The sequence below is a fragment of the Arcobacter venerupis genome, assembly GCF_013201665.1.
Classification (GTDB): Bacteria; Campylobacterota; Campylobacteria; order Campylobacterales; family Arcobacteraceae; genus Aliarcobacter; species Aliarcobacter venerupis.
In genome coordinates, this window is sequence record NZ_CP053840.1 from 364,047 (window position 1) to 385,793 (window position 21,747).

At 27.2% G+C, this 21,747-nt stretch carries 22 protein-coding genes; 13 read left to right on the top strand and 9 right to left on the bottom strand.

The annotated features are described in order from the left end of the window. Window positions 1-105 precede the first annotated feature (105 nt). Genes AVENP_RS01825 through murC form a run of 4 tightly spaced genes read left to right on the top strand, consistent with a single transcriptional unit; the run spans window position 106 to window position 4,560 of the window. Window positions 106-1,533: a COG3400 family protein gene (locus AVENP_RS01825; protein WP_128359227.1), complete on the top strand. Its 1,428-nt coding sequence runs from the start codon at window positions 106-108 to the stop codon at window positions 1,531-1,533. A gap of 14 nt (window positions 1,534-1,547) precedes the next feature. Further along, window positions 1,548-2,678 carry a succinyldiaminopimelate transaminase gene (locus AVENP_RS01830; RefSeq protein ID WP_128359228.1) on the top strand — a complete coding sequence of 377 codons (1,131 nt, stop codon included), beginning with the start codon at window positions 1,548-1,550 and terminating at the stop codon, window positions 2,676-2,678. Next, window positions 2,671-3,252 (top strand): hypothetical protein, encoded by a 582-nt coding sequence (locus tag AVENP_RS01835; protein WP_128359229.1) that lies wholly within the window; start codon window positions 2,671-2,673, stop codon window positions 3,250-3,252. The genes AVENP_RS01830 and AVENP_RS01835 overlap by 8 nt, the downstream gene beginning before the upstream one ends. Continuing rightward, the gene (murC, locus tag AVENP_RS01840; protein WP_128359230.1) at window positions 3,253-4,560 is read left to right on the top strand and encodes a UDP-N-acetylmuramate--L-alanine ligase; all 1,308 of its coding nucleotides are present in this window, start codon (window positions 3,253-3,255) and stop codon (window positions 4,558-4,560) included. A gap of 27 nt (window positions 4,561-4,587) precedes the next feature. On the opposite strand, the gene AVENP_RS01845 is transcribed toward murC, so the two are convergent. From AVENP_RS01845 to ilvC, 3 genes are read right to left on the bottom strand one after another with little or no spacing between them, the layout of a single operon-like run. Continuing rightward, on the bottom strand, window positions 4,588-5,361 hold the full coding sequence (locus AVENP_RS01845) for a DNA-processing protein DprA (RefSeq protein ID WP_128359231.1): 774 nt from the start codon (window positions 5,359-5,361) through the stop codon (window positions 4,588-4,590). 42 nt (window positions 5,362-5,403) lie between these two features. Further along, complete coding sequence (locus AVENP_RS01850) at window positions 5,404-6,642, bottom strand: divergent polysaccharide deacetylase family protein (RefSeq protein ID WP_128359232.1); 1,239 nt, start codon at window positions 6,640-6,642, stop codon at window positions 5,404-5,406. A 49-nt stretch (window positions 6,643-6,691) separates the two neighbouring features. Continuing rightward, window positions 6,692-7,714, bottom strand: a complete 1,023-nt coding sequence (gene ilvC, locus AVENP_RS01855) for a ketol-acid reductoisomerase (protein WP_128359233.1) — start codon at window positions 7,712-7,714, stop codon at window positions 6,692-6,694. A 132-nt stretch (window positions 7,715-7,846) separates the two neighbouring features. Between ilvC and AVENP_RS01860 the strand changes: the two genes are divergently transcribed. The 5 genes from AVENP_RS01860 to rpsR all read left to right on the top strand — a co-directional run bounded on the left by AVENP_RS01860 (window position 7,847) and on the right by rpsR (window position 11,954). Beyond that, entirely contained in the window at window positions 7,847-9,697 is a 1,851-nt protein-coding gene (locus AVENP_RS01860) for an RNB domain-containing ribonuclease (protein WP_128359234.1), read from the top strand. A gap of 33 nt (window positions 9,698-9,730) precedes the next feature. Continuing rightward, window positions 9,731-10,711 (top strand): DNA polymerase III subunit delta, encoded by a 981-nt coding sequence (gene holA, locus AVENP_RS01865; RefSeq protein WP_128359235.1) that lies wholly within the window; start codon window positions 9,731-9,733, stop codon window positions 10,709-10,711. Window positions 10,712-10,792: 81 nt separating this feature from the next. Continuing rightward, window positions 10,793-11,149: a 30S ribosomal protein S6 gene (rpsF, locus tag AVENP_RS01870; RefSeq protein WP_128359236.1), complete on the top strand. Its 357-nt coding sequence runs from the start codon at window positions 10,793-10,795 to the stop codon at window positions 11,147-11,149. A gap of 19 nt (window positions 11,150-11,168) precedes the next feature. Next, window positions 11,169-11,675: a single-stranded DNA-binding protein gene (locus tag AVENP_RS01875; protein ID WP_128359237.1), complete on the top strand. Its 507-nt coding sequence runs from the start codon at window positions 11,169-11,171 to the stop codon at window positions 11,673-11,675. 12 nt (window positions 11,676-11,687) lie between these two features. Next, on the top strand, window positions 11,688-11,954 hold the full coding sequence (gene rpsR / locus AVENP_RS01880; protein WP_118885396.1) for a 30S ribosomal protein S18: 267 nt from the start codon (window positions 11,688-11,690) through the stop codon (window positions 11,952-11,954). A gap of 76 nt (window positions 11,955-12,030) precedes the next feature. On the opposite strand, the gene cysS is transcribed toward rpsR, so the two are convergent. Together cysS and nusA are read right to left on the bottom strand one after the other, a co-directional pair. Then, window positions 12,031-13,431 carry a cysteine--tRNA ligase gene (cysS, locus tag AVENP_RS01885; protein WP_128359238.1) on the bottom strand — a complete coding sequence of 467 codons (1,401 nt, stop codon included), beginning with the start codon at window positions 13,429-13,431 and terminating at the stop codon, window positions 12,031-12,033. 1 nt (window position 13,432) lies between these two features. Next, window positions 13,433-14,608, bottom strand: coding sequence for a transcription termination factor NusA (gene nusA / locus AVENP_RS01890; protein ID WP_128359239.1), 1,176 nt, complete (start codon window positions 14,606-14,608; stop codon window positions 13,433-13,435). A gap of 150 nt (window positions 14,609-14,758) precedes the next feature. On the opposite strand from nusA, the gene AVENP_RS01895 reads away from it, so the two are divergent. The 4 genes from AVENP_RS01895 to AVENP_RS01910 are packed head-to-tail and all read left to right on the top strand — an operon-like array spanning window position 14,759 to window position 18,566. Further along, on the top strand, window positions 14,759-15,001 hold the full coding sequence (locus tag AVENP_RS01895; protein ID WP_128359240.1) for an HP0268 family nuclease: 243 nt from the start codon (window positions 14,759-14,761) through the stop codon (window positions 14,999-15,001). A gap of 26 nt (window positions 15,002-15,027) precedes the next feature. Next, window positions 15,028-16,338 (top strand): tRNA (N6-isopentenyl adenosine(37)-C2)-methylthiotransferase MiaB, encoded by a 1,311-nt coding sequence (gene miaB, locus AVENP_RS01900; RefSeq protein WP_128359241.1) that lies wholly within the window; start codon window positions 15,028-15,030, stop codon window positions 16,336-16,338. After that, entirely contained in the window at window positions 16,338-16,952 is a 615-nt protein-coding gene (locus AVENP_RS01905; RefSeq protein WP_128359242.1) for a lysophospholipid acyltransferase family protein, read from the top strand. Before miaB ends, AVENP_RS01905 begins: the two co-directional genes overlap by 1 nt. 18 nt (window positions 16,953-16,970) lie before the next feature. Next, window positions 16,971-18,566 carry a hypothetical protein gene (locus AVENP_RS01910; RefSeq protein WP_128359243.1) on the top strand — a complete coding sequence of 532 codons (1,596 nt, stop codon included), beginning with the start codon at window positions 16,971-16,973 and terminating at the stop codon, window positions 18,564-18,566. A gap of 8 nt (window positions 18,567-18,574) precedes the next feature. On the opposite strand, the gene mqnE is transcribed toward AVENP_RS01910, so the two are convergent. From mqnE to AVENP_RS01930, 4 genes are read right to left on the bottom strand one after another with little or no spacing between them, the layout of a single operon-like run. Beyond that, window positions 18,575-19,636, bottom strand: coding sequence for an aminofutalosine synthase MqnE (gene mqnE / locus AVENP_RS01915; protein ID WP_128359244.1), 1,062 nt, complete (start codon window positions 19,634-19,636; stop codon window positions 18,575-18,577). 7 nt (window positions 19,637-19,643) lie between these two features. Beyond that, a complete protein-coding gene (locus AVENP_RS01920) occupies window positions 19,644-19,964 on the bottom strand; it encodes a hypothetical protein (RefSeq protein WP_128359245.1) in 321 nt (106 codons plus the stop codon). 1 nt (window position 19,965) lies between these two features. Beyond that, window positions 19,966-20,607 carry a carbonic anhydrase gene (locus tag AVENP_RS01925; protein WP_128359246.1) on the bottom strand — a complete coding sequence of 214 codons (642 nt, stop codon included), beginning with the start codon at window positions 20,605-20,607 and terminating at the stop codon, window positions 19,966-19,968. Next, window positions 20,594-21,697 carry an aminotransferase class I/II-fold pyridoxal phosphate-dependent enzyme gene (locus tag AVENP_RS01930; protein WP_128359247.1) on the bottom strand — a complete coding sequence of 368 codons (1,104 nt, stop codon included), beginning with the start codon at window positions 21,695-21,697 and terminating at the stop codon, window positions 20,594-20,596. Before AVENP_RS01930 ends, AVENP_RS01925 begins: the two co-directional genes overlap by 14 nt. Window positions 21,698-21,747: the final 50 nt, after the last annotated feature.

The following is a 21,747-nucleotide window of genomic DNA, read 5'->3' on the forward strand; positions in this document are numbered from 1 at the left end:
AACCTTTTTTTTTGATAATCTTATTATATCTAAAGTAAGATTATAGCTCTTAATTGATACAAATATAAAATCTACAATTAATTTTTTTAGGATATAATTGCCCTCATGAAAAAAATATTAATTATCCTAGATGGTATTGTTGCAAAAAAATTAATGCAAAGAATTATTGAAGCAAATACAGGTGACAATAGTTACGATGTAATATATATGAGTGACTTAATTTTACCTGTTCAAAAACCCTCAAACTTCACATTTTATAAGTTCGATCCGACTTCAAAATCAAAACTAGCAATGGTTTTAGATAAAAATATTCACACAGAAGTTTTAATAGCTCAAAATTCAAAAGACGAAATGCTCAATGTTATAAAAAATATTAGAGAACATACAAAAAATATTCAAATGACTATTTTAGATTATTGGGGAATGAAAATAAATGATCCTTTAGTAAATATTTACAGAGGAATTGAAGTTCTAGCAAATGGAATGGTTGAAAAACTTCCAAATGTTCCAGTACTTGCCCAAAATATTGGTCTAAAACAGGGTGAAATTATGGAAATTAGAATCCCATTTGGAAGCTCTTATGCTTATAGATATATAGGTTCAATTGAGCAAAAAGAGTGGAAAATCTTTGCATTATATAGAAATCAGAAAATGATTACTGTTAAACCATCTTTAGTTTTAAAACCAAATGATGTGATTTTAGTTATTGGAAAACCTGATGTTTTAATGCAAGTTTATAATGTAATTGGAAAAACACAAGGGCAATTTCCTATGCCTTTTGGAACAAACATTTATCTATATTTAGATTTATATTTACAAAATGATGAAAGTGTTAAAAAAGCAATAGATGAAGCAAAATATCTAAATCAAAAATTAAAAAATAATTTATTAATTGTAAGAATCACAAGACCAACCTCTGTTTCAATTATGCAATATATAAAAGATGAGTTGAAGTATTTCCCAACTATTGTTTTAGTTATTGATTATGGAAATAAAGGTTTTAGCAAAATTATAAAAGAGGATTTCAGAAAAAATAACATTGGAATGATAATGTTAACAACTGAGATGTTTAAGTATAAAGAAAATATAAGAAGTGTATTAGATTTGAAAATTCCAATTTTTAAATTTGGTAAAGAGAATTTAAAAGCTGTAAAAAGAACAGTAATCATTTTAAATGATACAAACTCTTATGAACAAATATCACCAATTGTATTTGATATTTCAAGTCAGTTAAAAATAAAAACAAAGATTTTTGATTTAGATCCAATTGGAGAAAAAGATGGAAAAACTAATCTTTTAGACCATTTTGAGAATTTAGCAAAAATATTTAATGAAAAAGTTGAAGTTGTTTCAAGTGCACAAAATCCAATAAGAGAACTTAAAAAACAAAAAGAGATGCTTCAACTCTTACCTTTAAAAGAAAATATGTTTAAAAAGAGATTTTTCTTTAAGTTTTTCTATACAAATAGCGATTTTATAGCATTTGATTTAAATAAATTTAATCAATTATTGATTCCAATAGTTGAAGAGTAAAAGGAATAAATTATATGAATTTTGAAAAATATCCATTTGAAAAATTAAATGAATTATTAGAAGGGATTATCCCAAATGAAGAGTATGCATTATCAGTTTTAACAATTGGTGAGCCAAAATTTGAAACACCTCAATTTATACAGGATAAATTAAAAGAAACTACTTCAAGTTTGCAAAAATATCCATCAACAATAGGGGAGCCATTTTTAAGAGAATCAATGATAAATTTTGTAAAAGCAAGATTTGATATAACTTTACATATGAGTCAAATTGTACCATCTTTTGGTACAAGAGAAGTTTTATTTAATTTCCCACAATTTGCTCTATTTGATAAAAAAAATCCAGTTATAGCATTTACAAATCCATTTTATCAAATCTATGAGGGTGCTGCAATTGCTTCAAGAGCTGAGGTTATTCACATTGATTTAACAAAAGAGAATGGTTTTAAAGCAAACTTAAGTGATGAAGATTTAAAAAGATGTGATTTAGTAATTTTAAATTTCCCAAATAATCCAACATCAGCTTCAATGAGTAAAGCAGATTTAGGTGAATGGGTTAAAAAAGCTTTAGAGTTTGATTTTATTTTAGTAAATGATGAGTGTTATTCTGAGATTTATTTTGATGAAGCTACAAAACCAGCTTCACTTCTAGAAGCTTCAATTTTTGTTGGAAATAACAGTTTTAAAAATGTTTTAGTAATGAACTCTATTTCAAAAAGAAGTAGTGCACCAGGGCTACGAAGTGGATTTATTGCAGGTGATGCAGATATTTTAAAAGAGTATTTACAGTACAGAACTTATGTAGGTTGTGCAAGTCCAGTTCCTCTTCAAGAAGCAGCTGCAGTTGCGTGGAATGACCAAGAACATGTAGCAGGTTTTAGAAAAATTTATAAAAAGAATTTTGAAATAGCAAATGAAATTTTAGGAACTCCAATTCCAGAAGCGACTTTTTATATTTGGTTAGAAGTAAAAGATGAATTAGAATTTACAAAAAACTTGTATAAAGAAAAAAATGTAAAAGTACTACCTGGAAGTTTTTTAGGTAGAAATGGTTTAGGAAAAGGTTATATTAGAATTGCTCTTGTTGAAAATGAAGAGAAAACAAGAGAAGTTCTTACAAGATTAAAGGATTTTATAAATGGATAAAGAAGCGCTATTTCAAGCAAGAACAAACCCTGATTTTTTAAAATATTTAGAAGAAGCAAGGGTTAATTCTATGAAAGCTGAAGATATAGGTTTAATGTATGAAACATTGGATTCTATGTTAGTTTTAGATTTAGATGAAGAAAATGTTAATAAATTGTACGAGCAAATTTTAAAAACATCATTTTCAAATGTTGAAAAAATATTAAACAAACATGAAAAATTAAATCTTGAAGGTGACAATTTACTTTATGTAAGAGCTTTATATGAACATGCAATTGAAAAATGGTCTTATGATAATTTTGATGGAGCAAAAGAGTTGATTTTTGTTTTAGCAAATATAATTGAAGATGAAACATTAGAAAAAGCATTAAATATCTTGATTATATTTTTAGCTTCAAAAATTCAATTAGATGATTTTTATGATACAAGAGTTGATTTAGAAGCTGATGTTGAAGATGAAAAATATGGATATTTTATTATGAATTTCAGATTTAAAAATGAAGAATTTTTAGATGAAAATAAAGATATTTTAGCACAAGAGTACAAAAATTTAAAACATTTATTAGGAAATTAATTGAAAGTACATTTTATAGGAATTGGTGGAATTGGCCTTTCTGCCTTAGCTAGATTTTTAAATTTTGATGGACACGAAGTTAGTGGTTCTGATATGAAAAGCTCTTTAATTACAAAAGCTTTAGAAGATGAGGGAATAAAAGTTTCTTGTCCTCAAAGTGCTTCTAACATGAAAGATGATTTTGATTTAGTTATATATTCAGCTGCTGTTACCGATGAGAATCCTGAGTTAATAGAAGCAAGATTAAAACAAATTAGAACTCTTTCAAGAAAAGAAGCTTTGCCAATTATTTTAGGTGATAAGAAAAACTATTGTGTTGCAGGTGCTCATGGAAAATCTACAACAACGGCAATGCTAGCTTCAATTTTACAAAGTAGCGCATTAATCGGAGCAATTTCAAAAGATTTTGGTTCAAATTTCAGATATGTAAATGATTTAATAGCCTTTGAAGCAGACGAATCAGATGCCTCTTTTTTATTATCAAATCCTTATTGTGCAATAGTTACAAATGCTGAACCTGAACACATGGAATATTATCACTATGATTATGATAAATTTTATGAGTCTTATGAAAGATTTATTTCCCTTGCTAAAAAAAGAGTTTTAAATGGTGAAGATAAAGATATTAAAAAATTAAAAGTTGAAGATGCAACTTATCTTTATCCAAGTGTTGATATTAAAAATCTTTGTTATACATTGAAAGATAATCAACCTTGCACTAAATTTGATTTAAAAGATTTAGGTACATTTGAAGTTTGGGGCTTTGGTTTTCATATGGCTACAAATGCTTCTTTAGCAATACTTGCAGCACTTAATGAACTTGATGTTGAAACAATTAGAAAAAACCTTTTAAACTACAAAGGTATTAAAAAAAGATTTGATATTGTTCAAGCAAATAATAAATTTGTAGTAATTGATGATTATGCACACCATCCAACAGAGATTGAAGCTACAATGAAATCTATTGAGTTATACGATAATCTTACAAATATAAATAATAGAATAGTTCTTTGGCAACCTCATAAATATTCAAGAACAAGTGATAATCTTGAAGGATTTAAAAAATGTTTTAGAAGATGTGATGAATTAATTATTTTACCACTTTGGACAATTCCTGGTGAGAAAAAAATTGATATAGATTTCCAAAAAGAGTTTGCATCTTATAATCCAATTTTTGCAGATAGAGTAGTTTCTACAAATGGCAAAATAGAATTAATAAAAGATGAAAAAATTATCAAAACTTATGATGAAGGAATTTTCTTAGGTGTTGGTGCTGGAGATATTACTTATCAATTAAGATATAAATAAATTTAAAAATAATTATCTAAAATAACTTTAGATAATTATTACTTTTCCATTTTCTATTTTTATTTTCCCCTCTAATTCATACTCAAAAATTTTATTCGGATATTTAGCAATTGCACTTTCATAGGTAGGATTTTTTTTACAAAAAAATAAAACTTCATCTTCTAAATTTATATTTATTAAACCACTAAAATTGTAAATAAATTCATCAATATCATAAATAACTTCAACTAAGCCTTTTTTAATTAGTTCTTGTGTCCCTAAACTTTCATTCATTCTATGAGGAAGTGTATAAACTTTTTTGCCCATTTTTAGAGCATAATTAACTGAAGTTAAAGAACCAGAATTCAAATCAGCTTCTGTAACAATCAAAAAATCACTTAAAGCAACTACAATTTCATTTCTTAATACAAAAGTATAGTTTCTAGCTTTTTCTTTCTCTTTGTAAGCAGAAATAATCAAACCATTCTTCTCTATATCAATAATTAAATTCCTATTAACACTTGGGTAACGAATATCTAAGCCATTAGCTACGACAGCTATTGTATTATTTGATTTTGCACCTTGATGAGCAATAGAATCAACACCCATTGCAGCACCACTAACTATACAAATATTTGCATCAGAGAATTTAGAAGATAATTTGTATGTAAACTCTTTTGTATAAGAAATTGGTCTTCTGGTTCCAATTATAGAAATCTTTTTTCTTTTTAAAAGTTCAAGATTACCAATATAAAAAAGTTCATCAGGATATTTTTTCATTGATGATAGTTCATCAATTTTAAAGTCGATTTTTGAAATCATAAAAGCTCTTTAAAAATAAGTTAAATTATTATAACTTATTTTTTAAAGATATGGAAGTTGATAGATAAATATAGGTTCAACATCTTTTAAAAGAGATTTAGACTCTTTTAATACTTCAAGAGTTATATTATGAGGATGTCCAATTGCAATTGCATAACCTTGCTTTTTGGCTATTTCTATGGCTTTTTTTAATTGATTTTGAATTGCACTAAAATTTCTATCATTATCAATAAAAGTATTTCTTACAATATAAGGCATATTATATTTTTTTGCATATTTTTTAACAACAGATTTTGCACTTGTTCTACTATCTACAAATATGAAATTATATTTTTTTAATGCTCGAAATAGCTTATCTACAGCTTCATCATTTTCAGTAAATACTGAACCAGTATGATTATTTGTATAAATAGCATTTGGATACCAAGCTCTTAACTGTTTAACTCTTTTTTCAATAGTTTCATAAGAATCATTAACGTTAAGAGTATTAATTTCTGGTCCTTTAAAAGCACTTGAAGCCTGCATTGGAAAGTGAATCATATAAAAAGATAAGTTTTGGGCAATTTTTGCAGAATCAGGATGCACATTTGTTGGTGGAAGAAATGACATATTTGTTTTATAACCTAATGCCAAAATCTTATCTTTTTGAGCTTGTGTAGTTACATCATCAATCACTATAGCAATTTTTGGTTTAGATTTTTTGTCATATGTAAAAGTATCTTTTTTTGTAATAATACTTTTATCATCAATTTTATCAGAAGTTTTTGTTGAATCTTTAGACTCTTTTTTAATAGAATTAGAATCTTTAATATTTTTATCTTCTAGTTTTTCTTTATCTTTTAATTTTTCATCTTTAATTTCTTGAACTTTTTTCTGAATAATTTCATTCTCTTTATTTATTGATTCTTCTGATTCTATTTTATCTTCAATTACTTTTTCGAGTTCTTTTGTATATTCTTCAAATTTATGTTCTTCACTAATATCAAATTTTTCTTCAAAAAAATCTTCAGGTTTTTGTTCTTTGAAATCTTTTATATCATTTATCTTAGGAAGTAAAACTTCTTTTTTTTCTTCTTGGTTTTTTTTATCAATCTCTTGAGTCTTAGCGTTTATTTCTTCAGGAATATTTTTAATTGTATCTTTATTCTTTATTGTAAAGTAACTAGCAATGCTTGCTAAAAATGCAATTAAAAATATTACTAAAAAAATATTTAATAGTTTTTTATTTGAGAAATTATTAGTTTTTTTTTGTGATTTTTTTCGTGGTTTTTTCTGATTCATATATCTCTTGAGTTTTCATTTAAGGAAGAAAAATCTTCCTTAAAATAAATTAGTTTTTGTCTTTGTTAACGATTTTGTTAGATGAAATCCAAGGCATCATTTCTCTTAATTGATTTCCTGTTTGCTCAATTAATGAAGCTCTAGCATTTGCTCTTTCAGCGTTCATTCTTGGGTATCCAGCTTGACCTTCTAAGATGAAGTCTTTTGCAAATCTACCATCTTGAATCTCTTTTAAAATTTCTTTCATAGCTGCTTTTGATTCAGCATTGATAACTCTTTTACCAGATACATAATCTCCATACTCAGCAGTATTAGAAATTGAATATCTCATATCAGCGATTCCACCCTCGAACATTAAGTCAACGATTAATTTTAATTCGTGTAAACATTCAAAGTAAGCCATTTCAGGAGCATATCCAGCTTCTGTTAATGTTTCAAATCCAGCTTGAACTAAAGATACAGCTCCACCACATAATACAGCTTGCTCTCCAAAAAGGTCAGTTTCTGTTTCATCTTTGAAAGTTGTTTCAATAATTGCAGTTCTTCCACCACCGATTGCAGAAGCGTAAGATAATGCTAATTCTTTAGTATTACCACTCGCATCTTGGTGAATTGCGATTAAATCTGGAATTCCTCCACCTTTAACAAACTCTGATCTTACTGTGTGACCTGGAGCTTTAGGTGCAACCATCATTACATTGATGTTTTTTGCAGGAATAATTCTTCCGTAGTGAATGTTAAATCCATGTCCAAATGCGATAGTTGCACCAGCTTTTAAGTTAGGAGCAATTTCGTTTGCATAAATATCACCTTGATTTTCATCAGGTAATAAAATCATAACAACATCAGCTTCTTTAGTTGCATCTGCAACTGTTAAAACTTTGAAACCTTTAGCTTCAGCTTTTGCCCAAGATGAACCAGCTTGTCTTAATCCAACAATTACTTCAACACCAGAATCTCTTAAGTTTTCAGCGTGTGCGTGACCTTGTGATCCAAAACCAATCATTGCAACTTTTTTTGATTTAATTAAATCGATATTACAATCTTTATCATAGAATACATTTAAACCCATTAGTAAACCCTCTAAATATTAAATTTTTGAGATTATACAAAAAACTATCTAAATCTTAGATAACTTAAGAATTTTAAAGGGAAGAATACTTTAGTTTTGCTACTATTAGATGATTATTCAAAAGGATTAAAATTGCTAAAAGAACTATTTGTAAAAATTCAAACAAACTGTAAAGACTACTCAAAAGAGGAATTAATTGAGATAGAAAAGTTTTTAAAAGATGAAATAGTAATAAAAAATGATGATTCTTTTGAACTAAACTCAAAATATAAAATTGCTCTTGTAAAAGTTGGAAAAAACTTAGTAATACTTGAAGATTTAATAAGCGAACATAAAAACATAAAAATAGAGTTTGATGATTTAAATGGGGCTTACGATGGAGATTTAGTTTTAGCAAAAAGAGTTTTTAATCCAAGAAGTAGAACCAAAGCAAAAATTGTACAAATTCTTGATGGCAAAAAAAATGATGTTTTAGTTTACATAAAAGATAAAGCTTTTTATACGGTAAAAGAAAATATAAAATTAGAGAATAATAATGCTTTAAAATACAATGAAGGAGACGTTTTATTAGTTGATAATAAATCTTTAGAACTAATAAAAAATCTAGGGAATATAAAAGACCCTGAAATTGATGAACTTATTTCATTAAATCTTTATAATGAAACATACAGACTAGAAAAACATTTAGAAGTTATTGCAAATATGGATGACCCAAAACAAAGGGTTGATTTAAGAGATTTATACTTTTGTACAATTGACCCAAATAGTGCAAAAGACCACGATGATGCAATCTATTTTGATAAGAAAGAGAATATTTTATATGTAGCAATTGCAGATGTTTCATATTTTGTAAAAGAGGGCAGTGAACTTGATTTATTAGCATTTAAAAAATCAACTTCTGTTTATCTTCCAACAAAAGTTTTACCAATGTTACCACCAATATTAAGTGAAGAGATGTGTTCACTTAAAGAGGGAGTTGATAGATACTCTTATGTATTTAAACTACATTTAGATTTAGAAAATTTAAGTGTAAAAAAAGCTGAACTTTTTGAAGCGATTATAAATTCACATAAAAACTTCTCTTATGGAAGAATTGATAGGGTAATTGAGGGACATTTAGACCAATACTCAAAAACTGAAAAAACAATATTTGATTATTTAATTCCTTTGTATGAACTCACTAAAAAATTTAGAAAAAGAAGATTATTAAAAGGTTATGATTTTAGAACTACTGAAAATAGATTAAAACTAAAAAATGATAATTTAGAATCAATAGAAGTTGAAACTTCAACAGCTTCACACCAACTTGTAGAAGAGTGTATGCTTTTAGCCAACATAGAAGCAAGTAAAAAAGTAAATACAGTGGGAATTTATAGAATTCATGAAGAACCACCTTTTAAAGCTATTTCAAAACTTGTTGATGATGTGAATATTTTAGGAGTTAATGTAAAACTTCAAAGTGATGTTCATGATACAATTGTTCATATTCAAGAAAAAGCAAAAGTTTCTATGATGGGTGCTGAAATTGATGAACTTATTATTCAAGCCCAAACTCAAGCAAAATATTCTTCAAAAAATTTAGGGCATTTTGGTTTAGGATTTTCTTCATATTCTCACTTTACAAGTCCAATTAGAAGATATTCAGATTTAGTTTTACACCGAATTTTAAAAACAAAACAAACACCAAAAAATATAGAAGATATTTGTGAACATATTTCATTAAATGAAAGAAAAATAGATCAACTTGTCTGGGATTTTGAAGACAGAAAATATGCAAGATGGGCAAGTTTAAATATTGATGAAGAGATAAAAGTAAAAATAGTTGATACGGAAAAAGCAAAAGCTGTTTGTTATGAAAAAATGTTTGGAATGAAAGTAATTATAGAAAATTACAAAGGTCAAAAACTCTTTACAAAGCTAAGAGTAAGAATAAAATCAGCGGATATAGTAACAAAAGTAATTGTTGCCACTATAAAATATTAAAATTTATAAAAGAGTTTAGGATAAAATTTCAACATGTATAAAAATGAATTTGATAACTATTTAAAACAAAATAAAAAATTTAAAGCTTATTTATTTTATGGACAATCTATTTTTTTAATAGAACAATATGCTTTAGTAATTGCCCAGTCTTTAGGAAATAATGATGAAATAGAAAAATTATATTTTGAAGATTATGATTTTAAATATGTTAAAGATAAACTCTTACAATCTTCACTATTTTCAAGTAATAATATTGTTTTAATAAAAATAGATAAAAAACTTCCAAAAAAAGAGCTTGATTCTTTAATTGAAGCTTGTAATACAAATCCAGATAGCACACTAATAATTGCAGCTTTAGGTGATAGTGATTTTAAAACTATGGAGAGTAGTTTTTCTTTAAAAACAAATTCTGCGGCTGTAAGATTCTTCCTCCCAACAGATACTGAAGCTATAAAGTTTTTGGAATACGAAGCAAAGATGCTAAATATGAAAATAGAACCAAGTGCTTTAAATCATTTATATTTTATGCATAAAAATGATTTAGCATTATGCGTAAATGATATGAAAAAGTTAGCAATTTTTGATGAACTTGTTACAACTCATCTTGTGGATGCACACTGTTTTGGCATTGGAACTGTTAATTTCGAAGATTTTTTACATGATTTATTAAGTGGAAAAGATATAAGCAGTGATTTAAGTTTACTTCTTGATGAGGGAATGAATGAGATTTATTTACTGAATCAAATAACTTCTTTTGTGCAACAACTTTTCATGATTAGTTCATATGCAAGAACTTTAGGACAACCAAATCCAAAAGAGATTTTAGGATTTATCCCACCAAAAAATATTTGGGAAAAAAAATCAAAATTAGCAATAAATAAAAAACCAGAAGTTTTTCAAGAGATATTAGAATATTTGTTAGATATTGAATTGGACTTTAAAACTTCAAAGATTGACAATCAAAATTTATATCTTCAAGCAAGCTTAAGAAAGTTTACAGTTTTATTTAGATAGAATCTCGCACTTTACAAAGAAAGAAATCCTTGCTGATATTAGGAAATGTAAAGATACCGGCACAAACTATAAGGAGAATTAATGTCAAAAATCAAACATTATGAAACAATGTTTATCTTAAAACCTACATTAACTGAAGAAGAAACTGTAGGACAAATTGAAAGCATCAGAGCTATTATTGAAAAAAATGGTGGAGAAATCATATCATTTGACAATGTTGGTCAAAGAGAATTAGCTTATGAAATCGAAAAATGTAAAAGAGGTTACTATTATGTAATCTATTTCCAAGGTAACCCAGCAGGAATTGCTGAAATCGAAAGAAATTACAGAATGAACGAAAATTTAATTAGATTTATCTTCATTAAATACGATAGCAAAAAAGAAATCGCTTCATGGACTAAAATGAGTGATGAGGCAGCTAAAAAAGCTAATAAATAATAATATTTAGGAATCTTACATGTATAACAAAGTAATAATGGTAGGAAATTTAACAAGAGATATTGAATTAAGATATTTACCATCAGGTTCTGCAATTGCAAAATCTGCTGTTGCAACATCTTATAAATACAAATCTTCAACTGGTGAACAAAAAGATGAAGTTTGTTTTTTAGATTTTAATATTTTTGGAAGATCTGCTGAAGTTGCTAATCAATACTTGAAAAAAGGTTCAAAAGTTTTATTAGAGGGAAGACTTGTATTTGAACAATGGACAGCTCAAGACGGATCTACAAGAAGTAGACACTCTTTAAGAGTTGATACTATGAAAATGTTAGATGCTAAGGGTGAATCTATGAATACTGGGGACAACCAAGGTTATAATCCGCAAGGATCTTATAATCAACCAGCAACTCAATACGATGAAGCATCTTCTCCAGCAAGCTATGGTGGTATGAATCAGGCAAAACCAAGAGTTGAGCAACGAATACCTGAAATTGATATAGACGAAGACGAAATACCGTTTTAGAAAGGACATCAAATGGCAGAAAGAAGAAAGTACGGAAAAAAATATTGTAAATATACTGAGATGAAAGTAGATTTCATTGATTATAAAAATACAGAATTATTAAAATTATCTATGAGTGAAAGAGGTAAAATTATGCCTAGAAGACTTACTGGTAACTCTAAAAATTCACAAGAAATGGTAGAAAAAGCAATCAAAAGAGCTAGACATATGGCATTAGTTCCTTACATTGTTGATACTAAAAATATTACTGATTCTGCATACGCAAGATCATTTTACTAAGAATTATTTTTAGTAAATAAAAAAGGGAAGAAGTTTAACTTCTTCCCTTTTTTTATGTTTGAGAGTTATAAATAATTTATAACTTTTCCCAAACAGTTCCATTAACCGTGTCCATTACAGAGATTTCAAGTGCAATTAATTCATCTCTTACAGCATCAGCAGTAGCAAAATCTTTTATTTTTTTTGCTTCATTTCTTTTTTCTATTAATTCTTCAATTTTAGATTTTGTTTGCACATCTATTCCAAATTGGAAATATTCATAAGCATCATTAAATCCAATACCTAAAATATCATTAATAAATAAAATATTTGCAACTAATTCTTTTTTTAGATTTTTATCTTTTGGATTAGCATCTAATTTATCATTTGCATTTCCAATCATTTCATCAATAACTGAAAAAGCTTTTGATGTATTCATGTCATCGTTTAAAGCTTTGAATATCTCTTCAGAGAAGTTTTTATTCACACTTGAAGCTTCAACTGCATAAACTCTTTTTTTAACTCTATAAAGCTTATCCAATCTTTTTTTAGATGAAAGCAAGTCCTCTTCATTGAAATTAAAGTTTGCTCTATAATGTGTTGACATTAAATAGAATCTAATAACTTCACCTGAATATGATTTTAAAACATCTTTTAGAAAAAAAGAGTTTCCTAAAGATTTACTCATTTTTTCCCCATCAATATTTACAAAACCATTATGCATCCAATATTTTGCAAGATTTTGTCCACTTGAACATCTTGTTTGTGCAGCTTCATTTTCATGGTGAGGAAAAAGTAAATCAGCTCCTCCTCCATGAATATCTATTTGAAACTCTGAATCTTTATAAGCTAAATGTTTTTCAATCATAGCACTACACTCAATATGCCAACCTGGCCGTCCAAGTCCAAACGGTGCTTCAAAACTAACATCATTAGCTTTAGCAAACTTCCAAAGAGCAAAATCTGATGGATTTCTTTTTTCATTATTTGATTCAACTCTAGCTTGTGAGTTTTCATCACTTGCTTTGTGAGACAATGTTCCGTAAGAGTTATCTTTTGAAGTATCAAAATATACGCTGTCACTTGTTTTATAAGCAATATCTTTTTGTAAAAGATTTGAAATCATATCTTTCATGCTTTCAAGGTTTTCTGTAGCTTTTGGTTCTATTGTATTATCTAGGATATTTAAAGCTTTCATATCAGCTTTATAAGCGTTTATATAAGTAGTTGTAATCTCTTCGAGGGATTTATTAGAGTCATACATTTTTTTGATAATTTTATCATCAATATCAGTGAAGTTTTTTGTCATAATAACTTCATAATTATTAGCTTTTAAAACTCTATGAAGTAAATCAAAGGCTATTGCACTTCTTGCGTGACCTAAGTGAGAATCATCATAAACAGTAGGTCCACAAACATAAATCTTAGCTACATTAGGAAGAATAGAGTTAAACTCTACTTTTTCCTTTTTTACTGAGTCGTAAATATGTAGTTTCATCTTATTTAAATAGTGCTTCTAAAGATGCAGTATCAGTTATTTTCTCTTCAGTAATAGTTTTTTCATTACTGTTTGTAGAACTTGATAATGAAGCAATTTCAATCAATTCAATATCATATTTTGTAAGCATTGAAGCTAATCTAATATTTAAACCAGCTTTTCCAATAGCTTTTGATTTTTGATCACTTGGAATTGTAACAATTGCTTTTCCTTTTTCACCATAAGAAGGTGCTTTCTCAATTTTTACACTAGATACAAGTGCTGGTGATAATGCTCTTGAAATAAACATTTCTGGAATTGTAGAGAATTCAACACAATCAATATTTTCTCCATGAAGTTGTTTTGAAACTGAACCAATTCTAACACCTTTTACTCCAACAACTGAACCAATTGGGTCTATTTGAGGATCAATAGATGAAAGTGCAATTTTAGATCTAGTTCCAGGAATTCTAGCACTTGCTTCAATAGTTACTTTTTTATCTTTTAGTTCAGGAACTTCAAGGATTAAAAGATTTTCTAAGAATTTTGGAGAAGTTCTTGAAATATCAATTAATAAACCATTTGTTTTATCAATATTTACGCCTTTTACAATAGCTTTAACAACATCACCAACTTTAAAAGTTTCACCTTTTATTCTACTTTTTCTCTGTAAAATACCTTTTACTTCACCTATTTCAATAAATGTATTCTCTTGTCTATCAATTCTTGTAACAGTTCCTGCTATAGTTTTCCCGATTTTGTCTTTGTATTTACTAACAAGATTTTCTTCAATAAATCTTTGAAGTCTGTATTCAAAATTATTATGTAATATAGTAGCTGCATTTCTACCCATATTTTCGAATTCTAAATCGTAGTTCATAAAATCGCCAATTTCTAAATCTGGGTCAATTTCTTTTGCTTCATCAAGAGTAATATAATTTTCATAATTAAGTGCTTCACCATATTTATTAACTGCATTTGCATGTAGTCTTTCGTCATCTTCTGATACAACTTCAATTTTTTGAAATAGTTCAAGTTTTTTATTCGCTCTATCAATATTTGCATCAAAAGTAAGTGTTTCATCAACCATTTTTTGAGCTGTTTTAATCAAAGCTTCTTTTAGTGCATTTTCAACATCATCAATTTTGAGACCTTTTTCATATGCAATTGAATCTAAAATATCTATTATTTTATCCATTAATAACCTTTTATTTGTTGACATTGAAATGATTGTTTTGATTTCCAATGTAGTATAGGTTATTAGTATAGCTAAAAAAGCCTTTTATAGAAATTAAAGTAATTTTGGGATAAAATATATCACTAATTAAAAAAGAAAAAGGCTTAATAAATGGAATTATTATTTGCAAGAAATGAGTTAAATGAAAAACCAAAAAAAGTGCAACTTGAAAAAATCAAAGAAGATTTAAATAAAGACGGACAAAAAATCTTTTATTTTGACAGAGATAACTCTCACAAAGATATGATGGCGTTAGTAGATGCTTTAGAAGCAGATGGAAATAATGTTTACTTCAGAGAAGTAAAATACGGTTTAGCAGATGATGAATATATGTATGAGGTTCATGCACTTTAATATTTAGGTATTTAAGTAAAATAATTATGAGTTCAAATAAAAAACTATTTATACAAACGTTAGGCTGTCAGATGAATGACACAGACAGCCAACATATTGCTGCTGAGTTAAAAAAACACAAAGATTATATTCAAACAGATATTATGGAAGAAGCTGATTTAATTATAATCAATACTTGTTCTGTAAGAGAAAAACCTGTTTCGAAACTTTTTTCTGAAATTGGGCAATTTAACAAAAAGAAAAAAGCAGGTGCAAAAATCGGTGTTGCTGGTTGTACGGCATCACATTTAGGTGAAGATATTATAAAAAGAGCACCTTATGTAGATTTTGTTCTTGGTGCTAGAAATATCTCAAAAATAAAAGATATAGTTGATATAAAAGGCTCAGTAGAAATTTCAATTGATAATGATGAATCAACTTATGACTTCTCAACTGCAAAAACAAATCAATATAGAGCTAGTGTTAATATTTCTGTTGGATGTGATAAAAAATGTACTTATTGTATAGTTCCAAGTACAAGAGGTGAAGAAATTTCTATTCCTCCTGAAATGATAGTTGAACAGGTTCGAAAATCAGTTGAACAAGGTGCAGTAGAAGTTACATTGTTAGGTCAAAATGTTAATTCTTATGGAAGAAATTTTTCAGATGGAAGAGGTAAATATTCATTTACAAATCTTTTACAAGATGTTTCAAAAATAGAAGGATTAGAGCGAATTAGATTTACTTCTCCACATCCTTTGCATATGGATGATGATTTTATTGAAGAGTTTGCTAAAAATGATAAAATTTCAAAATGTATTCATATGCCTTTACAAAGTGGTTCTACAAATATTTTAAGAGCTATGAAAAGAGGCTATACTAAAGATTGGTTCTTAAATAGAGCAAATAAACTACGAACCCTTGTACCAAATCTCAGAATTACAACTGATATTATTGTTGCGTTCCCAGGTGAAACACAAGAAGATTTTGAAGATACATTGGATGTAGTTAATCAAGTTAAATTTGATCAAATTTTCAACTTTAAATACTCTCCAAGACCAGGAACTGAAGCTCTAAATATGGCAGATATTGAGATTGCTGATGAAATTGGAAGTGCTAGGTTAATTGAATTAATTGAACTTCACAAAAGACATTTAGAAGAGACAATGCCTACTTATGTTGGCGAAACTTTAAATGTATTAGTGGAATCATTGAAACCAAATGGTGAAGTTTGTGGTTTTACAGATAATTTTTTACAAGTATTTACAAAAGGAAGTGACGAACTTTTAGGTAAATTTGTGAATGTTAAGATTACTGATGCTTCACGAACATCTTTAAAAGGTGAAGTTGTACTTTAATGAAAAATTATTTTAAATTTAAAGTATTACCTTACTTATTATATTTATTAATAAATTTTTTATATTTTACAAATAAAAAAGTTTTTCATCATCCCAAATTAAAAGATGATGAAGCTTTTATTTTTGTAGCTTGGCATGGAGATCTAGTTTCACAACCCTTAAATTATTTCAATAAAAGACCAAATGGTACAGTAAAAACAATGATTAGTCAGAGTAAAGATGGAGAAATAATAACGAAAGTTTACTCTTTATTTGGAATAGGTGCGATTAGAGGATCTTCTTCTAAAGGTGCAACTAAAGCATTAATTAGTACAATTAAAGAGATTAAATCAGGTTCTGACGTTGCAATATCTCCAGATGGACCAAGAGGACCACGACATAGTTTTGCTGGTGGTGTAATAAGTATTGCACAAAAAAGTGGCGCTAAAATTGTTATTTTAAGTTCTAAACCGACTAAATATTGGCAATTTAACTCATGGGATAGATTTGTATTACCAAAACCATTTGGAAGAGTTGATTTTTATATGTCTGAACCTTTAGATGTTACTAATCTAGAGTTTGAAGAAGCAAGGGATTTTGTCAGAAATAAAATGTTACTGAATATTGTAAGTTAAAAGTTAGATAGGAAATGTATGTTTACTAAAGAGTCTTTGTATATTAATGCTGTGAAATATGATACTCAACTAAAACTTGATTATAAAAAATTAAGTAATGAAGAAATTATTAATACTACCAATTCAGTTTTTTTAGTCGATAGTGATTTATTACCTTTAAATATTGCTGAAAAATTAAATGCTTCTCAAACTGAAATTGATAATAGTTATATTTCTACACTTTTAATTAATGATACAACTAGACTTGTTCCTAAAGCATTATCTTCAAAATTAAAAGATTGTGAAATTGCAAAGTTCAATAATGAATACGATATTGCAGTTCTTAAAACAACCCTTTTTGAAACAAAAAACTATTTTATAAAAACAGGAATAGATTATATTTATTCTGCCTTTCATTTAATAAATCTTCATATTGATAAAAATATATCTAGAAGTGAATTTATAGTATTTTTATTTAATAGCAAAGCTTTTATTGTTATTTTAGATGCGGCTGGCGTAATAGTTCATAATACTATTTTAGACTTACCAACTTTTGAGTCAGTTAAAAAAACACATTTTTATGAAGATGATATAGATGGACAAAAACTTTTTGATGAAATTTATTATTTAGAGTTAAATGAAATTATTCATAACACATTAAATAACTTTTATGAAAAAAAGAATAATACATTTGTAGAAAAAGTAACATTACTTTATGTATCAAAGCAATTAAATCAAGAGCAAATAGAGCAATTATGTGAAGATTTACTTCTAAAAGTTGATTATCATCCTATAAATATTGATGAAGAGATTTTTGAATTATCAAGAGATAAACATCTAAAGAAAAGTTTTATTAAACCTAGAAAAAAGAAAAAGAAGAGAAATTATACTAATTTTTATATATTTTTATTTGTTGTTTTAATTGCTTTTATTTCTTATGAAGTTTATCTAAGAGTTGATTTTAATGCTTTATTTAATACTAAAGAGACAATATCACAAAAAGTAGAAGAAACTCAAAATACTAATGAATCTTCAAATTTACCAGATCACATAAATTTAAATGACAAAATAGAGCAAAAAGTAAGATCAGTATTTGAATCAATTACAGATGATGTAGTTGTAAATGAATTTAAATTTGATAAGAATATACTAGAGATTAAAGGTATTTTCTTAAAGGAAGATACTTTTGCAAGTTCTTTAAAACCCAATTTAGATAAGTTATATAAAGATATAGTTTATTCAACTGTATCTAAAGATAAAAGTGTAAAACTTGATGGAGTTGTACTTGCAAAAGAGAGTATAGACTTAGATAAAACTTTTAAGACATTTACTAAAGAGTATTTAACTGATGAGTTTATGCCACTAGATAGAGTAACAGAACAATTAAAAATATTATTACCATTAGATTCAATAATTAAATACAATACAACAAGTTCAAATACTAACATTACAAGATTTATATATACTGTAAATATTTTAGTTAAAGAACCAAATGAGTTTTTTGATATGTTAGATGTACTAAATAATGAATTATATTCAATTTATATCTCTTATCCTTTGAGTATGCTAAAAACTGATGCAGGTATTGAAATAGAGTTTATTTTAGTATTTAATCAGAAGAATGAAGTGAAATAAAACTTGTTTTACCAAGTTTTTATTTCATTATAAATAGAGTCTCTCTCAACTGGTATAAAACCAGAATTTTTAATTAAATCTACAAATTCTAATTGTGCTATTCCATTTGCACTAGAAGCTCCCGCCGCACTTTGAATTGATTCTTTTTCAATTGTTCCATCCACATCATTTGCTCCAAACTCTTGAGCTATTAGAGCTAATTTTACGGTTGAAGTAGCCCAATAAGCTTTTATATTTGGAATATTATCAAGTAAAATTCTAGCTATAGTGTAAGTTTTTAGTATTTCTTGACCAGTTAATGGCTCTTTTACTTTTAAATAATTATTTTCAGTTTGATATACAAGAGGAATAAAGGCATTAAAACCACCTGTAAGGTCTTGCAAAGCTCTTAATCTTAACATATGGTCAATTCTATGGTTTCTATCTTCTATATGTCCAAAGAGCATTGTTGCATTACTTTTTTTACCTTTTTCATGCCAAAGTCTATGAATTTCTAACCATTGCTCTGATGTAACTTTTCCACCACAAATTCTTTTTCTAACTTTTTCATCAAAAATTTCTGCACCACCACCTGGCATTGAATCAATTCCATGTTCAACCATCATATCAATTATCTCTTGATATGAAAGATTATATTCAGTGCTTAAAAAGTGAATTTCAGCAGCTGTTAATGCTTTTACATGAATATTTGGGAAGTTCTCTTTTATTTTTTTAAATACATCCATATACCATTGTAATCCAGTATGAGGATTATGAGCAGAAACTATATGAACTTCTTTTATATTATTTTTTGAAGAATTTTTTACAACTTCAAGAATCTCTTCATGGCTCATTGTATATTGGTGTGGATTTTTTCTACTTGCACTATAGGCACAAAATTGACAGACATCTTTGCAAATATTTGTTGGATTTATATGTCTATTTATATTAAAGTAAGTCTTTTTACCATGTTTTTCTTCTCTAATTTTATTGGCAAATGATGCAAGTGTGAATAAATCTAAATCATATAATTTTATTGCATCTTCATACTCTAAACGTTCATTTCTTTCTAATTTTTCTATAATATTCATAATTTTCCTATTCGCAATTTAAATCTTGAGTATATTTATTATCTCTTTCTTGATGAATGAATCCAATACAACTTTGTTTTAAATCATCATCGTAAAATATTACCTTAAAAACACTACTTTGGTATCTTGTTTCTTTATCTTCAACATTTAATTTATTTATGACTTTTAGTTGTGAAATATTTGCATGACCAATGGTAGCTAGTACTTCTTTTAATTTCTCTTCTTTTAAATCTTTTATTACATAAAATATAATAAAACCAAGGGCAATTAATATACTAATTATAATAACAGTTTTTTTTGGTAATCTTCTTACTTGATGAGTATTCATCTTAGTTCTCCTTTAATGGTTTAAATGAACACTCTTCCCCATCGTAATATTCGATAGTTCCATCTTCAATTCTGTAATACCAACCATGGATTTGTAATTCACCACTTTTTATTTTTCTTTCTATATCAGGAAAAGTCAAAAGGTTTTCCATTTGATGAACAATAGAAATTCTCTCCGTTGCTCTATACAATTTCTCTTTATCATCTTTATCTTGAATTGCTAAAAGAGTGTATTCTTTCGCTCTTTTACCAAGTTCTAACCATTTTTTTACATGGATTAAATCAGGAGAATCCCCTAAATCTTGGTATAAACTTTTACATGCTCCACAATGTGAGTGACCACAGATAATAATATGTTTAACACCTAAAATAGAAACAGCATATTCAATAGCTGCTGAACTTCCATGGTAATCATCATCTGGGTTATAAGGTGGAACAAAATTTCCAACATTTCTTAGAATAAACATGTCACCAGGTTTAGTATCAAGCATTAAATCAGGTGTAACTCTGCTGTCACTACATCCAACAAAAAGAATTTCTGGTCTTTGACCATTTTCAACTAATTCTTTTAAATTACCTTCATATTTAGGAAAGCTAGCTTCTCTAAATTTTTTATTACCTTTTATTAAGTCATTTATTAACATTTGAATCCTTTAATAAGTTACATACTTTTGTTAAATCATTTTCATTTATATCAGTTTTTGCAATTAATCTAATAATTGCTTCTTTTACAGTTGGTTGCCTAATTGCACCTACTAAAAAACCATTTTTTTTTAAATTTTCTTGTATAATTTTTACTTTTTTATTATCACCTATTAAAATAGGAATAATCAAACTTTGGGACTTTAAACCCAAGATGTTATAAATAATAGTTAAATTTGTTTTTATTTTTTCTTTTAATATCTCTTTGTTTTTTATAATAAAATCTAAAGATTCATGTGCAAGTGCCGTATCAAATAGTGATGGTGCAGTTGAGTATATTATAGGTTTTGCTCTATTTGTTAAAAAATCAATAATCTCTTGAGAAGCCAAAATATAAGCTCCATATGAGCCATAAGCTTTTCCTAAAGTTCCCATTTTCACATGATATTTATTTGGCTTAATTTTGTAATAATCAAAAATACCTAAAAGATTATCACCAATAACTCCAAAACTATGGGCTTCATCAACAATTAAAATAGCTTTTTTTTCATTTGCTATTTCAAATATTTCAAATGGAGCTAAATCCCCACCCATTGAATAAACACCCTCAATTGCTATTATATTTCTTCCTGTTCTTTGATTTTTAGAAATTTTCTCTTCTAAATCTTTGAAATCATTGTGGTTAAAAATAATAACTTGTTCAGGTCTTAAAAGTTTTGTGGCTAATATTCCACTTGCATGGTACTCTTCATCAATAAATAAAGTGTCATTTTTTCTTACAAGTGCTTCAATCATAGAAATATTTGCCAAAAATCCAGAACCAACAATAACTCCAGCTTCAAAGCCATTTACTTCACATAATCTATTTTCAAATTTTTTGTGGATTTTACTATATCCATTTACAAGCATTGAGGCTTTTGGTGAGTGATAATTTTCTTTTAGAACATTTTCATAAGCATTTTGGAAAAGCGTTTTATTTGTAGAAAGACCTAAATAATCATTTGAGGCTAAATCAATTAAACTATCATCAAAAACTTCTCTTGTTCTAAATCGATTGGCTTTTTTGATAGATTCTAATTCTTTTGAGTACAAATATTTCTCCGTAAGTATTTTTGTATGATAACTAAAAAGTGCTAATAAAA